The organism is Haloarcula sp. CBA1129, from assembly GCF_008729015.1.
Classification (GTDB): domain Archaea; phylum Halobacteriota; class Halobacteria; order Halobacteriales; family Haloarculaceae; genus Haloarcula.
Genome location: NZ_RKSM01000001.1, coordinates 1549582 through 1563341, shown reverse-complemented (window position 1 = coordinate 1563341; position 13760 = coordinate 1549582). Strand labels below are relative to the sequence as shown.

The 13760-nt window shown below is 62.4% G+C and carries 18 protein-coding genes; 10 read left to right on the top strand and 8 right to left on the bottom strand.

Annotated elements, in window-relative coordinates; genetic code table 11:
- Positions 1-44 precede the first annotated feature (44 nt).
- From Har1129_RS07745 to Har1129_RS07735, 3 genes are all read left to right on the top strand, one after another.
- The gene (locus Har1129_RS07745) at positions 45-236 is read left to right on the top strand and encodes a hypothetical protein (RefSeq protein ID WP_151100137.1); all 192 of its coding nucleotides are present in this window, start codon (positions 45-47) and stop codon (positions 234-236) included.
- A gap of 93 nt (positions 237-329) precedes the next feature.
- A complete protein-coding gene (locus tag Har1129_RS07740; RefSeq protein WP_151100136.1) occupies positions 330-1541 on the top strand; it encodes an FIST signal transduction protein in 1212 nt (403 codons plus the stop codon).
- Positions 1542-1544: 3 nt separating this feature from the next.
- Entirely contained in the window at positions 1545-2759 is a 1215-nt protein-coding gene (locus tag Har1129_RS07735) for a HAMP domain-containing sensor histidine kinase (RefSeq protein ID WP_151100135.1), read from the top strand.
- On the opposite strand, the gene purL is transcribed toward Har1129_RS07735, so the two are convergent.
- The gene (gene purL / locus Har1129_RS07730) at positions 2760-4925 is read right to left on the bottom strand and encodes a phosphoribosylformylglycinamidine synthase subunit PurL (RefSeq protein WP_151100134.1); all 2166 of its coding nucleotides are present in this window, start codon (positions 4923-4925) and stop codon (positions 2760-2762) included. It lies immediately after the preceding gene.
- Positions 4926-5268: 343 nt separating this feature from the next.
- Here purL and Har1129_RS07725 point away from each other — a divergent pair, with 343 nt between their 5' ends.
- The gene (locus Har1129_RS07725) at positions 5269-5634 is read left to right on the top strand and encodes a hypothetical protein (protein ID WP_151100133.1); all 366 of its coding nucleotides are present in this window, start codon (positions 5269-5271) and stop codon (positions 5632-5634) included.
- Between the two features lie 22 nt (positions 5635-5656).
- Here Har1129_RS07725 and Har1129_RS07720 read toward each other — a convergent pair whose 3' ends face one another.
- Complete coding sequence (locus tag Har1129_RS07720) at positions 5657-5980, bottom strand: hypothetical protein (RefSeq protein WP_151100132.1); 324 nt, start codon at positions 5978-5980, stop codon at positions 5657-5659.
- Between the two features lie 310 nt (positions 5981-6290).
- A complete protein-coding gene (locus Har1129_RS07715) occupies positions 6291-6827 on the bottom strand; it encodes a hypothetical protein (RefSeq protein WP_151100131.1) in 537 nt (178 codons plus the stop codon).
- 89 nt (positions 6828-6916) lie between these two features.
- Between Har1129_RS07715 and Har1129_RS07710 the strand changes: the two genes are divergently transcribed.
- Positions 6917-7150 carry a DUF2249 domain-containing protein gene (locus tag Har1129_RS07710; protein WP_151100130.1) on the top strand — a complete coding sequence of 78 codons (234 nt, stop codon included), beginning with the start codon at positions 6917-6919 and terminating at the stop codon, positions 7148-7150.
- Entirely contained in the window at positions 7147-7464 is a 318-nt protein-coding gene (locus Har1129_RS07705) for a cupin domain-containing protein (protein WP_151100129.1), read from the top strand. Before Har1129_RS07710 ends, Har1129_RS07705 begins: the two co-directional genes overlap by 4 nt.
- Positions 7465-7466: 2 nt before the next feature.
- Here Har1129_RS07705 and Har1129_RS07700 read toward each other — a convergent pair whose 3' ends face one another.
- Both Har1129_RS07700 and Har1129_RS07695 read right to left on the bottom strand, forming a co-directional pair.
- Complete coding sequence (locus Har1129_RS07700; RefSeq protein WP_151100128.1) at positions 7467-7739, bottom strand: glutamyl-tRNA reductase; 273 nt, start codon at positions 7737-7739, stop codon at positions 7467-7469.
- Positions 7736-8077, bottom strand: coding sequence for a DUF2249 domain-containing protein (locus Har1129_RS07695; protein WP_151100127.1), 342 nt, complete (start codon positions 8075-8077; stop codon positions 7736-7738). The genes Har1129_RS07700 and Har1129_RS07695 overlap by 4 nt, the downstream gene beginning before the upstream one ends.
- A 32-nt stretch (positions 8078-8109) precedes the next feature.
- Between Har1129_RS07695 and Har1129_RS07690 the strand changes: the two genes are divergently transcribed.
- On the top strand, positions 8110-9423 hold the full coding sequence (locus Har1129_RS07690) for a hypothetical protein (RefSeq protein WP_151100126.1): 1314 nt from the start codon (positions 8110-8112) through the stop codon (positions 9421-9423).
- 81 nt (positions 9424-9504) lie between these two features.
- On the opposite strand, the gene Har1129_RS07685 is transcribed toward Har1129_RS07690, so the two are convergent.
- From Har1129_RS07685 to Har1129_RS07675, 3 genes are all read right to left on the bottom strand, one after another.
- Positions 9505-9801 carry a hypothetical protein gene (locus Har1129_RS07685; RefSeq protein ID WP_151100125.1) on the bottom strand — a complete coding sequence of 99 codons (297 nt, stop codon included), beginning with the start codon at positions 9799-9801 and terminating at the stop codon, positions 9505-9507.
- 156 nt (positions 9802-9957) lie between these two features.
- Positions 9958-10257 (bottom strand): hypothetical protein, encoded by a 300-nt coding sequence (locus tag Har1129_RS07680; RefSeq protein WP_151100124.1) that lies wholly within the window; start codon positions 10255-10257, stop codon positions 9958-9960.
- 2 nt (positions 10258-10259) lie between these two features.
- Positions 10260-10637: a helix-turn-helix domain-containing protein gene (locus tag Har1129_RS07675; RefSeq protein WP_004516178.1), complete on the bottom strand. Its 378-nt coding sequence runs from the start codon at positions 10635-10637 to the stop codon at positions 10260-10262.
- Positions 10638-10848: 211 nt separating this feature from the next.
- Between Har1129_RS07675 and Har1129_RS07670 the strand changes: the two genes are divergently transcribed.
- From Har1129_RS07670 to Har1129_RS07660, 3 genes are all read left to right on the top strand, one after another.
- Positions 10849-12000, top strand: coding sequence for a multicopper oxidase domain-containing protein (locus Har1129_RS07670; protein ID WP_151100123.1), 1152 nt, complete (start codon positions 10849-10851; stop codon positions 11998-12000).
- A gap of 192 nt (positions 12001-12192) precedes the next feature.
- Complete coding sequence (locus tag Har1129_RS07665; RefSeq protein ID WP_151100122.1) at positions 12193-12507, top strand: Htur_1727 family rSAM-partnered candidate RiPP; 315 nt, start codon at positions 12193-12195, stop codon at positions 12505-12507.
- Positions 12504-13739 carry a TIGR04347 family pseudo-SAM/SPASM protein gene (locus Har1129_RS07660; RefSeq protein ID WP_151100121.1) on the top strand — a complete coding sequence of 412 codons (1236 nt, stop codon included), beginning with the start codon at positions 12504-12506 and terminating at the stop codon, positions 13737-13739. The genes Har1129_RS07665 and Har1129_RS07660 overlap by 4 nt, the downstream gene beginning before the upstream one ends.
- The last annotated feature ends 21 nt before the right edge of the window (positions 13740-13760 follow it).

The following is a 13760-nucleotide window of genomic DNA, read 5'->3' as shown; positions in this document are numbered from 1 at the left end:
GGCAATCCGACAGCTACACGTACGACGCCACAGAAGCACCGCCCATGGCAGACGACCACCACGAGGAGGACCGTCCGGATTACGACCCCGCCCACGTCGAACTGCCCGCGCGAGAACCGCCGCTTCGGTCGACGGCTCCACAGAGCCCCTTCACGATGTCTCAGGTCGGCACAGGACTCGGTGTACTACTGGTCGGACTGGTGCTTACGTTCGGCATCGCGCTGGCGCTGGCCTGATCAGTTCGGGACAGCCACGCCGGCCGCCACAGGTATCAGTTCTGATAGCTCTGGCGAGAGTATATACGCCTCCACGCGAATATCTATGGTACAATGCCGCCCCAGTCGGACGCGAGTACGGCGGTCGCAACCGGAACGTCAGTGGCGACCGCTGGTCGGCGCGCTGGCCGGGAGGCGACCAAAGCTGCTCGTGACCGACTGAACACCGAGCGAGTGGATTTTTGCCAAATATTTGTCAGCTCTGACATCAATCCAGAAGCCGCTCTGGCGGGCGTTAATGCGCTCGTCGACGACGAGACAGCCGTTGTCGGCTGTACGGCTAGCGGCACATTCACCGAGGAGCGAGCGATGGAGACCGGCGTGGCCGTCACACTCGTTACCAGTGATTCGTTCCGATTCGATACAGCCCTTGCCAGCGGGCTCAGCGAGAACACTCGCGGGGCTGTCAGGGATGCCGTTCGGGCGCTCCCCGATAATATCGAGGAACCGTACCAGTCAGCAATTGTTCTCCACGACGGGCTGTCTGGCGTCGGCGAGCAGTTGTCGCTGTCTGTCCAGCGACGGCTCGGCCCCTATGTCGAATTTGCAGGTGGGGCAGCGTCTGACGGGCTCCGAATGGAGTCGACACCCGTGTTTTGTGACGAATCGGTTGTCGATGACGCAGTCGTTCTCGTGCTCGTCTCCGGCGAAAAGCGTCCAATCATTACCGTCAACCACGGCCACACCCCCATCTCGGAGCCGTGGGAGGTAACCGACGTGTCCGGAAACGTAGTTCACGAACTCAACGGTGAACCAGCGTTTGCGGTGTGGAAGGACGCTGTCCGGGACCACGTTGCGGAGACCTCGGGGATAGCCGTCGATGACGTCGCAGTCGGTTCAGCGGAGCTCAGGAAGCTCATGGTCGCATACCTGTTCGGTATCGATCAGGGTGAGACATACAAGATTCGCTGGCCCCGGACTGCGATTGAAGAGACTGGCGCGCTACAGTTTGCCGTCGATATTCCGGAGGGGACTGTCCTCCGTGTTATGCATGGGAACAAAGCCGACCAGATCGCATCCGCCGAGCAGGCCGCTGTCGACGCTGTCTCACTGAGCGACGACGCTATCGCTGGCGCGTTCGTCTACGACTGTGCGTGTCGTCAGATTCTCTTCGATGACGCGTTGTCATCGGCTGTCGACGGCATCACATCGACTCTGTCGGCCCCAGTTGCAGGGTTCGAGACCTACGGGGAGCTGTGTATGCAGGCTGGACAACTCAGTGGCTTTCACAATACGACAACAGTGCTTTTCGCACTGCCGGAGTAACAGATGAATCGAACAGGCCTCGTTTCAAAGTTCGCAGAAACGGTCGGAATCGAGAAGGCGTCGGCTATCGTCGACGACGCGATGGCTGACCTTGGTATCGGTGGCGAAACAGAGCTAGACGATACGGACGCACAGGACATCTGCGATATAATCCAGCACAACAACGAGGGGTATGTGGCACTCGTCGCAAGCGAACTCCGGGTGCAGCTGGCGGCGCAAGAACGGTTTGATGCGCTTCTGGGGAACATCCCAAACCCGGCTGTCGTCGTCGAGTTTGAGCAGCGAGAGCCGTACGTCAAGTCGATTAACGAAGCGTTCGTTGACTCGTTCGGCTACGACCAGACGGATGCAGTCGGAACGGAGCTTCGGGCACTCCTCTCGCCACCCGGAGCGGACTCCGATGTCATCAGGGCAGACTGGTGGGAACAGACCGGCCGGTCGGAGCAAGAGGTCAGGCGGATGACCGCGTCGGGCGAAGTCCGGACCTACCTGTTTCGGAGCACCATTGTCACTCGTGACAGCAGCCAGCTGGAAGGGTACGGGATATACACCGACATCACTGAGCGCAAGCGTCGCGAGCAGCAGCTCAAACACCAGAACGAGCGGCTTGACGAGTTTGTCAGTATCGTCAGCCACGACCTTCGGAACCCGTTGAACGTCGCATCCGGCCGCACCCACCTCCTGCTCAACGACATCGAGGACGGGGCTGTTCGGGAAGGGCTAGAGGAGGTCGCCGCGGCACACGAGCGGATGGCGCGGATTCTCGATGACACGCTGACGCTCGCTCGGCAGGGGCGAGTCGTCGGAGAGACCGCGAGTGTCTCCATCGAAACCGTCGCGGCCGACGCGTGGCAACAGGTCGAAACTGAGGACGCGACGCTCACGGTCGAAACCGAAGCAAGCATCGAGGCGGACTCCGAGCGCCTCCAGCAACTCTTCGAGAATCTCTACCGGAACGCCATCGAGCACGCCGGCGCGGAATGCACCGTTGTCGTGTCCACGCCCTCCCATGAACGGAACGGGTTCTCCATTGCGGACGACGGCCCCGGTATTCCGCCAGATGACCGTGAGCTAGTGTTCGAACACGGTTATTCAACGAACTCTGACGGGACAGGATTCGGCCTGTCAATCGTTCAGAGCATCGCTGAAGCGCACGGCTGGTCGGTCACAGTCTCCGAGAGCGAGATGGGCGGTGCGCGGTTCGATATCCGCTGGTAATCAGGCTAGTTCGTCTTCGATGACTGAGCGCAGGTCCGTGATAGCTGCGGCGTCGTATTGCAGCGTCTCGTCGTTGACCGTGATATCAAGCCGGTTCGAGCCGTTTGCCTCGCCCAGTTCTGTCACCGGGGCGACACCGTCGAAGGCCTCACGGACAGCCGACGGGTCGGTCGTCTCGAACACGACGCGCCCGGGCCGCTCGTTGAACAGGAGTCGCTTCCGGGTGCCGCGCTCGACTGTCTCCACCTCGACCGTCGCGCCGGCGTCCTCGTGGACCATCTCCGCGAGTGCCACCGCCAGCCCACCGTGGCTCACATCGTGACTCGCCAGTACGTGGTCGGCGTCGGCGACCTCGGCAATCGTCTCGATGAGCCCTGTCGAATCCGCCGGGAGGGCGGGGAAGCGGTCGGTGCCGCCGAACTGCGAAGTGTATTCGGAGCCGCCGAGTCGCGGGTCGGTCTCGCCCTCCAGCGCAGTGTCGCCGACGACCACCAGCGTTCCCTCGCCGGACAGCGACAGCGGCGGGGCATCGTACCCCTCCTTGACACCGACTAGCGCGAGCGTCGGTGTCGGCGGAATCGGTCCCTCTTGAGAGTCGTTGTACAGCGAGACGTTGCCGCCGACGACCGGCACGTCGAGGTCGCTGCACATATCGGCCAGCCCGTCGACAATTCCCTTGAAGCCGCCGTACACGTCCGGTTTCTCGGGGTTGCCGCCGTTGAGGCAGTCTACGGCCGCGTGGGGCGTCGCGCCTTTCGCGGCGACGTTGGTGGCGTTTTCCAGCGCGACAGCGCGTGCGCCCTCGTACGGCGCGGCGTCGGTCCAGTTGGGGTCCGCGCCGGCCGAAAAGGCCAGCCCGGTTCCGGCTTCGCGAACGGCGAGCAAGGCGGCGTCGTCGCCGGGCAGGACGCTCGTACGGACCTGCACCTCGTGGTCGTACTGGCGGTACACCCACCGCTTCGAGGCGCAATTGGGGCTGGCGACGATACGCTCGAACGCCTCGTCCAGCGACACCGTCGGCAGGTCCCGTTCCTGTGTTGGCGGCGCGTCGCTTGGCAGGTCATTCATCGGCGCGCCGTCGCCGAGGAACGCCGCGTCCACGTCGACGACTGTCTCGCCCTCGAACGTACAGACGTAGTTCGTGCCCGGGTCGGTGAGTTCACCGATGACCGAACAGCCCAGATCGTAGCGCTCCGCGAGTTCGGCCACACGGTCGACGTTCTCGGGTGTGACCTCGTAGACCATCCGCTCCTGACTCTCGGCGAGCAGGTACTCCATGGCGTTCATGTTGGGCTCGCGTTCGTGGACGCGGTCGAGTTCGATGCGTGCGCCGAGGCCGCCCTTGGCGACGAGTTCAGAGGACGCGCCGCCCAGACCGGCCGCGCCGAGGTCGCGGGCGGACTCGACAAGGGCCTCGTCCAGCAGCGCCTCGTTGCACTCGATGAGAAGCTTTTCCGAGTACGGGTCGCCGACTTGGACGGCCGGCCGGTCCTCGGTCTCGGCGTCCTCGGCGAGGTCCTCGCTGGCGAAGGACGCGCCGCCGAGGCCGTCCCGCCCCGTCGCGTTGCCGACGAGGACGAGCTTGTTGCCCGGTTCCTGTGCCTCGGCGGTGATGGTCCGCTCGGGCTCCAGCAGGCCGATACAGGAGACGTTCACGAGCGGGTTCCCCTTGTAGCCGTCGTGGAAGGCGACGCTCCCGGCGACAGTCGGGACGCCGATACAGTTCCCGTAGTGGGAGATGCCTTCGACGACGCCCTCGAAGAGATAGCGGGAGTGTTCCCGGTCGAAGTCACCGAAGTACAGTGAGTCCGCGAGTGCGATGGGGTACGCACCCATCGACAGCGTATCGCGGACGATACCGCCCACACCCGTCGCCGCCCCGTCGAACGGGTCGACGTAGGACGGGTGGTTGTGGGACTCGACGCCCATCGTGATGTACATCTCCTCGCCGTCGTCGTGAGTCGGCAGGGAGACGACGGCCGCGTCGTCGCCGGGGCCGATAACGACTTGGTCGCCCTCGGAGTCGAACGCCGACAACAGGGGACGGGAGGAGCGATACGCGCAGTGTTCGCTCCAGAGGTTCTCGAAGAGAGCGGCCTCCGCCCGTGTCGGCTCCCGACCGATCTCCTCGACCACGAGTTCGTGGTCCGCGTCGGACAGGCTCATTACCTCGTCGTGGCCGCCCACAAGATAAGTCCCTTTCCATGCACCCGCGCTGGTAGTACGCAAACGTACATCCGCACCGGTAGCACGGGACCGGCGACTGCCGAGGGTATCACCAGTACAACAAGTCGATACTCATCCCCAGCAGCTGAGACTCACAGATGAAGACGAGTGGTGACTGCCCACTGGACCTCTATTTCTCAAAAAGCTGAATGCAGCCTTCTAGACATATTTGTCGAGGGATTGTGCTCAGTATCTCACCCGTATCAGACCGAAGTCTTCCCTTTTCAAATCAGATAACTGGCCCTCTGAGTATATATGGCCGCTGCCCATACCCGGATGCAGTATGGGTGCTGCCGACGGTGACTGGCTGACACTGGAGGGGAGTTGCTTCTCCGGTCGGTCCTTCTCCAGCGTATGGGCGGTGGCGCTGGCGACGTACGGTGTCGGCGATGTGGTTACGACGATCGCTATCGTCTATTTCGTTCCGACGTTCACAGAGGCCAATCCCGCGATTCGATGGGCGATCCAGTCGTTCGGCGGCGGCGGTTTCCTCGGACTCAAACTTCTCGTGATCTACGCCTGTCTCGGCGTGAGCATCTGGGGCGGCGTGCTTGAGGAGGACCCGCTGCTCTACTATGGCCCGCCGGTCCTTCTGACAGTGATGGGGCTCGCCGTGACTGGGTTCAACCTCAATCTGCTGTTTTCCTGAGGAACCGCCGTTTTACTGCCGATTATTCAGCCGTCGTGTTGCTGGTGGTGTTCCCGTCCGACTGATTGTTAGCCAGCGTTTCTGTCGGGGTCTCGGACAGGAGCGCACTCGGTGGTGGTGAGGCACTGCCGCCACTCTCGGTCAGGGCGGCGTCGGTTCCGGCCGGTGTCTCTGTCGGGCTGGGCGTCATCTCGGTGGCAGGCTGGGTAGGGACCGAGTCGCTGCTGTCGGTGAGACCGAGGGTCCCAACGCCAGTCCCGACGACAGCGAGTAACACGAGCAGAACCAGTCCCAGAAGCCGCTTGTTGTATGTGCCGTCCGCGTCCCGGAAGATGCCGCTGCTCATCTCAGTGCGGCCTCCGGCCAGCCGTGATGTCGCGCTGGACGCAATCTATTCTCATCGTTTTCTGATGTTTTACTGCTTGCTGTTGTAGGGCATGACTTCACCAGCCCACTAAGCCACCGATATCCCACCCAGTTGGCTCGGTTTACGATATGTCGCCCAGCAAACCATATAACGTTTTCCATGTCCTCAGTCATCGAAGTGAGCGGTTTTTCCAGAATCATGGCAATCTGATTTCGTCGGCTGACCATGCATTCTAGCGACTGTGGCTTCGTGAGTGTACGGAGAAGGCCGCTCTACTGACTATATTCTGTCAGAACGGCACCCCTTCGTCGGACGATTCGGCCTCACCGTCTGTCTGGAGTTTCCCGGTCTGCCGGTATCGCGTTTCGAGTCGCTGGAGTTTGTCGTTGATCTCCGTGCTCTGATGGTGGCCCGGGCTCACGCGGACGCGGACGAGGTCGTACTCGTGGCGGTCCGACAGCCCGTTCCAAGCGCGGAACGCGCCGACAGTCAGCGTGTCGCTCTGGGGGCAGAACTCGGTTGTCGGCGTGAATTCGGCCCTGAGCACACTGCTGTTGTCCGATTCACGGCCGTAGCGGAAGCCCGCGTCCGGGTGCCGGTGGTCGAGATTTAGCCGTGCGAGGTTGTACCCGAAGGTCATGTCGTACACGCCGCGCTCGTCGAATAGGTCCATCGTGAGTCGGTGGAAAGCGGCGTGGTCGGTGCCGGTCAGTACTGCTGTCTCAGACAGGAACGGGCCGGGGTCCGGGTTGTGTTCGGGAACGAAGGTCCCGTAACTATCGAACCCGACGTCTGAGCCGCCACGGAGGCCAGAGAGAAGGCTCATACTGAAACGAACGGACGGCACACATCAGGACCTACTCCCGAACGTGTTCGGGGGAACCCCCTCCCCGACTCCCGGCAAACAATCAGATGATGCCAGCAACCACACTCGACCTGCGCGAGACGCCGCCGCCGGAACGACACTCGAAGATACACGACTCCTTCGCGGCGCTATCCTCCGGGGAGACGCTTCGAATCATCAACGACCACGAGCCGAAGCCGCTGTTCTACGAGATGCAAGCCGAGGTCGAAGCGTTCGACGCGGCGAACTACCGGTGCGAGCAGGATGGCCCACAGAAGTTCGTCGCGGACCTCCCGAAACAATGAGCGAGACCTCACCTGCTGAAACGGAGCGAGCAACGCTCGGCAGCGGTTCGGACGGCCGGACGAGGTTGTTCGAAGGGGCACCGAAGACCATCCAGCTGACGCTCGATGCAGGCGAGTCGATTCCGGCCCACAAGCATCCCGGTCGGGAGATCGTGTTCCTCCTCCGTTCGGGTGCCGTGGACCTGACGCTTGGCGACGAGACGCTATCGCTCTCTCCCGGCGACATCGTCCGGTTTGACGGTGACCAAGACATCTCCCCTGCCGCAACAGCGGACAGCGAGGCACTGCTCGTCCTCGCAGCGTCGTCGAAGTAGGGTCACTCGAACAGGGAAATCGCCGTTTCGATCCGCTCGTCGTCCGCACTCCGCGCCGCGTCCTGTAGACTTTCCCGGGGGACAGCGAGCAGTCGCTCGACGAGCCGTTCGCTCAGTTCTTCAACCGCCAGCCGCTGGTCCGCCGTTAGTTCGCCGTCCTGCTGTAGCTGTGACAGCGTTCGTTCGAGTTGCTCCCGCTGAATCTTCGCACCACGGCCGTCGATACGAGCGATCGCCTCCTCGACATCGACAGGCGGCTCTGTGTTCTGATTCATCTGTGCCAGATAACCGTCACTATTGCGTCGTCGGCCTCAACACTTTCGTAGTCGTAGCCTCTGTCTCTGAGTTTCGGATAGAGGTGCTGTGGGGCGCGGTCGTTGAACTGAACGAGGATAGTCTCGTCGTCAAGGTCTGCAAGCCGCTCTAGCGTCTGCTTGAGCGGCTTCGGTGGCCCCAGCGACTGCACATCGAGACGTTCCGTCGGCGCATCAACGGGTGCAGCCGTCTCCGAAATCAGGGCCGCGACTTGCTCTGTGGACTGGTGGTTCGACGCCATATGTTCGGGTTGGGTTGTGAGCGGGCCGACTGTTTTCCCGAACATATTCGGCCACATTGCCAGCAGGGGCAGGGTCGTACTAGACGATAATGAGTGGAATACCTGCCGACGTGGACGCAGACGCCGGACCACCGATGACGGTTCCACTCCGTCATTTCGTCGTCGCACTGGCGTTTCTGGTCGTCGGTGTCACCGTCGGCGTGGTCGAGGGGCGGGCTGGCCACCTCGCACAGGTCCACCTCCTGCTTGCGGGGTGGGTCTGTCTCACCATCATGGGCGCGCTGACGCAGTTCGTCCCGGTCTGGTGTGGAGTCGACCTCTATTCGCGCCGCCTCGCCGCTGCGCAGTTACCGTTCGCTGCTGCCGGGTTCGCGGGTCTGGCGGCTGGCTTCCTGACAGCAACCCCTACCCTGTTACCGGTTGCCGGAACGCTCGCGCTGGTCGGTGTCTGGACCCTCTGTTACAACGTCGGTCGGACGCTGCTCGCTGCGGAGCCTGACGTTACAGCGATCCATTTCGGCTGGGCGCTGGTGTTCTTTGTCCTCGTGACGGGTGCCGGGATAGTGCTGGCGCTGGACCACGCTGTCGGCGTTCTCCCGGTTCTGGGAATCAGCCGACAGGGGTTCTTGTTAGCCCACGGGACACTTGCCGTGTTCGGTGCGGTCCTGACGACTGTCGCAGGCGCGCTGGCACAGCTCGCCCCGATGTTCACGCAGGCCGACACCGGCAGAATCGATGCAGTGGTCCAGCGGGTAGAGACGGCCGTCTATCCGCTCGGCGTTCTCGCGTTCGCTGGCGGTCGCCTGATCGGAGCCCCCGTTCTGGCCCGGCTCGGCGCGGTTCTGGTCGCTGTTGGCCTTGGCGTGGTGGCGGTACTTCTGGCGCGGCAGCTCGTCGGTGCGCGTGTCGAGTGGTCACCGATGCTGACCCGCTACAGCGTCGCAGCGCTATCGCTGTTCCTCTGGGCAGGGCTGACAGTGGTCGCGTGGTGGAACGACCCGCTGGCGTACGCTGGGCTACTCGGGCAGCCGTCGACGGTGCTACTCATCGGTGGCGTCGGCTTTGTCGTCTTCGGGACGCTGTATCACGTTGTCCCGTTCATCGTCTGGGTCCACCGGTACAGCGACCGCCTTGGCTTCGAGGACGTGCCGATGGTCGATGACCTGTACGACCACCGCATCGCCGCCGTGGACGGCGTGGCGCTAACTCTCGCATACGGTATCCTCGTGAGCAATCAGTGGCTTGAGACGCCGAACGACACAGCGCTGGTCGCCGGGGCGTTTGCGCTTTTCGGGACCGCACTGTTCGCGGGCAACCTCGTCGCCGTCCTCGTCGAACACAGCCCGCACTCGCTGCCCGTACTGCTGACTGGCCGTGAACACACGCCTACCGAGGACTCGTGACTCATACTGTCGGCTGTGACTATTTTGAGGATTTGTCACCGCAGGGTGACAGACTTCTTTCCAGACGTACAGTCGACAGAATCAGTTCGTCGCGGCCGGTTGGTCCGTGTACAGCGAATAGGTCAGAATAAAGAACCCGACCGCAGTGAACAGTTCCTCGACAGTGACGCTCTGTGCCACCGGCATACCGATGAGCTGGTGGAGGCTACCGCCGAGTATTGCGCCCAGCGTGACGAACCCGATGCCGAGACAGAGCGCTCGCATCGCCGGTGCCTGAGTGCGGCGATACGCGCGGTAGGTCAACGTCGTCAGTATCACACCACAGAACAGCGTGACTGTCTTCATCCCGATTAACAACACGGCGTTCGCTCCAAGCATAACTCTGATTGACACGTCCGCGTAAATATACCGTCCGTAGCGTTTCCAGTCGGTGAGAATACCACAGTCACACCGCCACACAGAACAGCTGCCCGCTCCGGCCGAAAGTGAAAGTACGAGGCGAAGCGATTGCCGCGTGGGTACTCTGTGTGAGTGCTACCGAACGTACAGCGAGTACAGAATGATACCCAGACCGATGGCCGTCAGTGAACTCGACGTGAAGACACTCACAGAGAGCAGTTGTTGCCCGAGATACCGACCGACGATGATATCGAGGACGCCGCCGGCAAACGCACCGAGGGTCACCACCCCGAACCCGTAAGTGAGCCACTTGTGTTGCGGGCTTTTCGTTCGGCTGTACGCCTGATACGAGTAGTAGGTTATCAGTCCGCCAAGAATGAGGATCAGTGTCTTCGAGACGACGATTCCGACCTGTGAACTTGGGATGTGTACCATGGTTATGTCTCCTTTCGCACCTCAGACCAGAGGTTTTCGAGCCGTTGGTCCGGCGTCCGAGCGCGGTGTGAGATATCGACGGTGAGCGACAGTTCCTCGTCAAGGCTGATGACGACCTCCTCGAAATCGATAGCGTACCGGCTCGCGTGTTGCCCGTCCGACCTGACCTCGACGCCCTCGTACAGCAACGAGGACTCCGTCAGTAGTTCGAGCTTTCGATAGGTCGTCGATAGCGGTACGCCGCTCCGGTCGGATATCTCACTCGCCGTCAACGGTTCCTCCAGTACGCTGACGATGGCGCGACAGTCCTCGTCGTCGAGTGCGTCGAGGACCGCCTGTAACTCCGGCGTCTCCTCGTCAGCGAAGGGGTCCCGGACCATCCTTGCCCGACAGTGCCCGCCCAAGACGTTTAATGTAACCGACTTCGGAGCGCTTACCGCCTGACACAGCCGACCTTTCCGCCACACAGCACGCAATATATGGGGCACTTATCTGTAACTGGGTCTTCGTTCCCAGTAACTGAGAACGCTTCTGCCGGCCTGAGAATTGCCTTTAGGGGTTTATATTGCGGGACATTACCTTCAATTGCTTATGGAAGACCAGATCGGCGCACCCGGATCGGGCATCTCCCGTCGTGACTTCGTGAAAGCCTCCGGCCTCGGTGGCACGGTCGCGCTTGCGGGCTGTACCGCCCCGGGTGAGGTTCCAACCGAAGAGTCAGTCGACACCAGCACAACCCCAGCACAGTCCGACAGCGACCTCCCGACCACGTCGCCGCCTGAAATCGTCAACGTCGACGAGCAGGGTGGCGAAGTGACGCTCTCCTCTGTCCCAGCGAAACACGAGGCCCATCCCGGCAAGTCGATGGGCGGCCCCGTCGAACTCCCGAAGGTGTGGGCGTTCAAAGCCGACGACGGCGAACCGAGCGTCCCGGGGCCGATCCTCCGGACGACGGAAGGCGAGGACATGGAGGTCACCTTCGACAACACGGACGGCATGCGCCCGCACACGGTCCACTTCCACGCCGTCCAGAAGCAGTGGGAGGACGACGGCGTCCCGACCACGACGGGCATCCGAATCGACCCCGGCGAGAAACACACCTACACCATCCCCGCGAACGTGACTGGCACGCACCTGTATCACTGCCACTACCAGACCCATCGCCACATCGACATGGGGATGTACGGTATCTTCCGCGTCGATCCGAAGGGGTACGAACCGGCCGACAAAGAGTACTTCATGACGCTGAAGGAGTGGGATTCCCGGCTCAACCGCCAGATGGCGGGCATGGACGCCAGCTATGACCCCCGGAACCGCCGGCCCGACACGTTCACTGTCAACGGCAAGTCCGCCCCACGGACGCTTCACCCCGAGGACGGCTCGCCGATCATCGTCGAGCAGGGCGATACGGTGCGTATCCACATGTGCAACAACGGGTACATGGACCACCCGATGCACATCCACAACCACCGGTTCCAAGTGACTCACAAAGACGGCGGGAAGATTCCGGAAGCCGCCCGCCACGATCAGGACATCACCAGTATCCCGCCTGCCGGTCGGCACACTATCGAGTTCGAGGCCGACGCCGACCCCGGTATCTACCTCGCGCACTGTCACAAGGTCAGCCACGCGATGAACGGGACCTCTTACCCCGGTGGGATGATCACCGGCGTCGTCTACAAGGAGGCAATGGACACCGACATCTTCAAACAGCTGATGGAGTACGCGGGCTACGAAGGGTAACTAGGCGTTCGATTTGAAGTAATCACGGCACAGACGCTGTTTCTCCGACGATTTCAAAGGGCAGACTCGATATGGGTCGTTCTCGTACAAACGTCGCAGTAAACACCATACCGCTATATCGAATTCAACTGTGGTTCCCAGTAGCTGAGAACGCGCTAGCCCCGTTTTTTTGAGGGAGTCTAACAGAGGGGTATGGAAGAGTTCGACCACGAGGTAGACGCCCCGCGCGGCGCAACGAGTCGCGAGTGGGAGGTGTTCGTCCGCGAGGACACGGCGAACCCGCTCACCCATGTCGGAAGCGTCAGTGCGCCGTCCGCCGACATCGCCAGAGAGCAGGCAGCGTCGCTGTTCGCGCGGACCGCCGTCACACTGTGGTTGTGTCCCGCCGACGAGACGGAGCGGTACCAGACAGATGCTGCGGCGCTTGGAACGGGAACCACGGACGAGGACGCAACCATGAGCGTCGACGAGATGGAGGCGGAGACGCTCCGGGGTGGGAACCGATGATTTCGGTCTCGAAACTGCTCTGTGACCTCGACGCCGAGGGAGACGGCCTTCGGTACGACGCAGCGAACGAGTCGACCAAGCGGCAGATCCGCGACGAGAAACAGCGCCGGCCGGTTGTCGTCTGGAACGTCACCAAACAGTGCAATCTCTACTGTGACCACTGTTACGCCGCCGCCGATACCGAAATCGCTGACGGAGAACTCTCGACTGCAGAGGGGAAAGCGCTGCTTGATGATCTGGCCGACTACGGCGCGCCAGTGGTGCTGTTCTCCGGTGGTGAACCGCTCGTTCGGCAGGACCTCGAAGAACTGGTCGCCTACGCCAACGAGGTCGGCGTCCGCCCCGTGCTCTCGACCAACGGGACGCTCATCACCGAGGAGCGCGCCCGGTCGCTGAAAGACGCCGGGCTGAAATACGCCGGTGTCTCCGTCGACGGCCTGCCGGAGCGAAACGACGACTTCCGCGGGGTCGACGGTGCGTTCGAGGGCGCGGTCCAAGGGATCGAGAACTGCCTCGACGCGGGCCTGAAAACTGGCCTCCGGTACACAATCACAGAGCGCAACGCCGCGGATCTGGAGGGCGTCGTCGACCTGCTGACCGACGTGGGCGTGGACCGCTTCTGTTTCTACCACCTCGACTACGGTGGCCGCGGGACCGAGATCGTCGATGCGGACCTCACACCTGCGGATCGCCGGCAGGCGGTAAAGCGGGTCTGTGACATGACCCGCGAGTACCACGACCGCGGCGAAGAAATCGAGACGCTGCTGGTCGGAAACTACGCCGACGCGGCCTACCTCGTCGAATACGCCCGTGAGAACATGAGCGAGGCACAGGCCCAGCGGGTGTACGAGTATCTGCGGGTCAACGGTGGGGACCCAACCGGCGAGCGCGTCGCCGACGTGGACTATCAGGGCAACGTCCACCTCACGCAGTTCTGGCAGGGGTACTCGCTGGGGAACATCCGCGACCGCTCGTTCGGCGCAATCTGGGAAGACGAGTCGAACCCGCTTCTCCGGGCGCTCCGGAACCGCGAGGACCACCTCACCGGGAAGTGCGCCGACTGCCGCTACGCCGGAGTCTGCCGCGGCGCGTCCCGGCTTCGAGCGCTCACCGTCGAAGACGACCTGTTCGCTCCGGACCCACAATGTTATCTAGAAGACAGCGAGGTTCACGGGCCGCCGCCGTTCGATACCGGCGAGAACTCGATAGCCGGCGGCAGCTCAGCCGACTGAGCCGGGACGGTCAGCCCTACT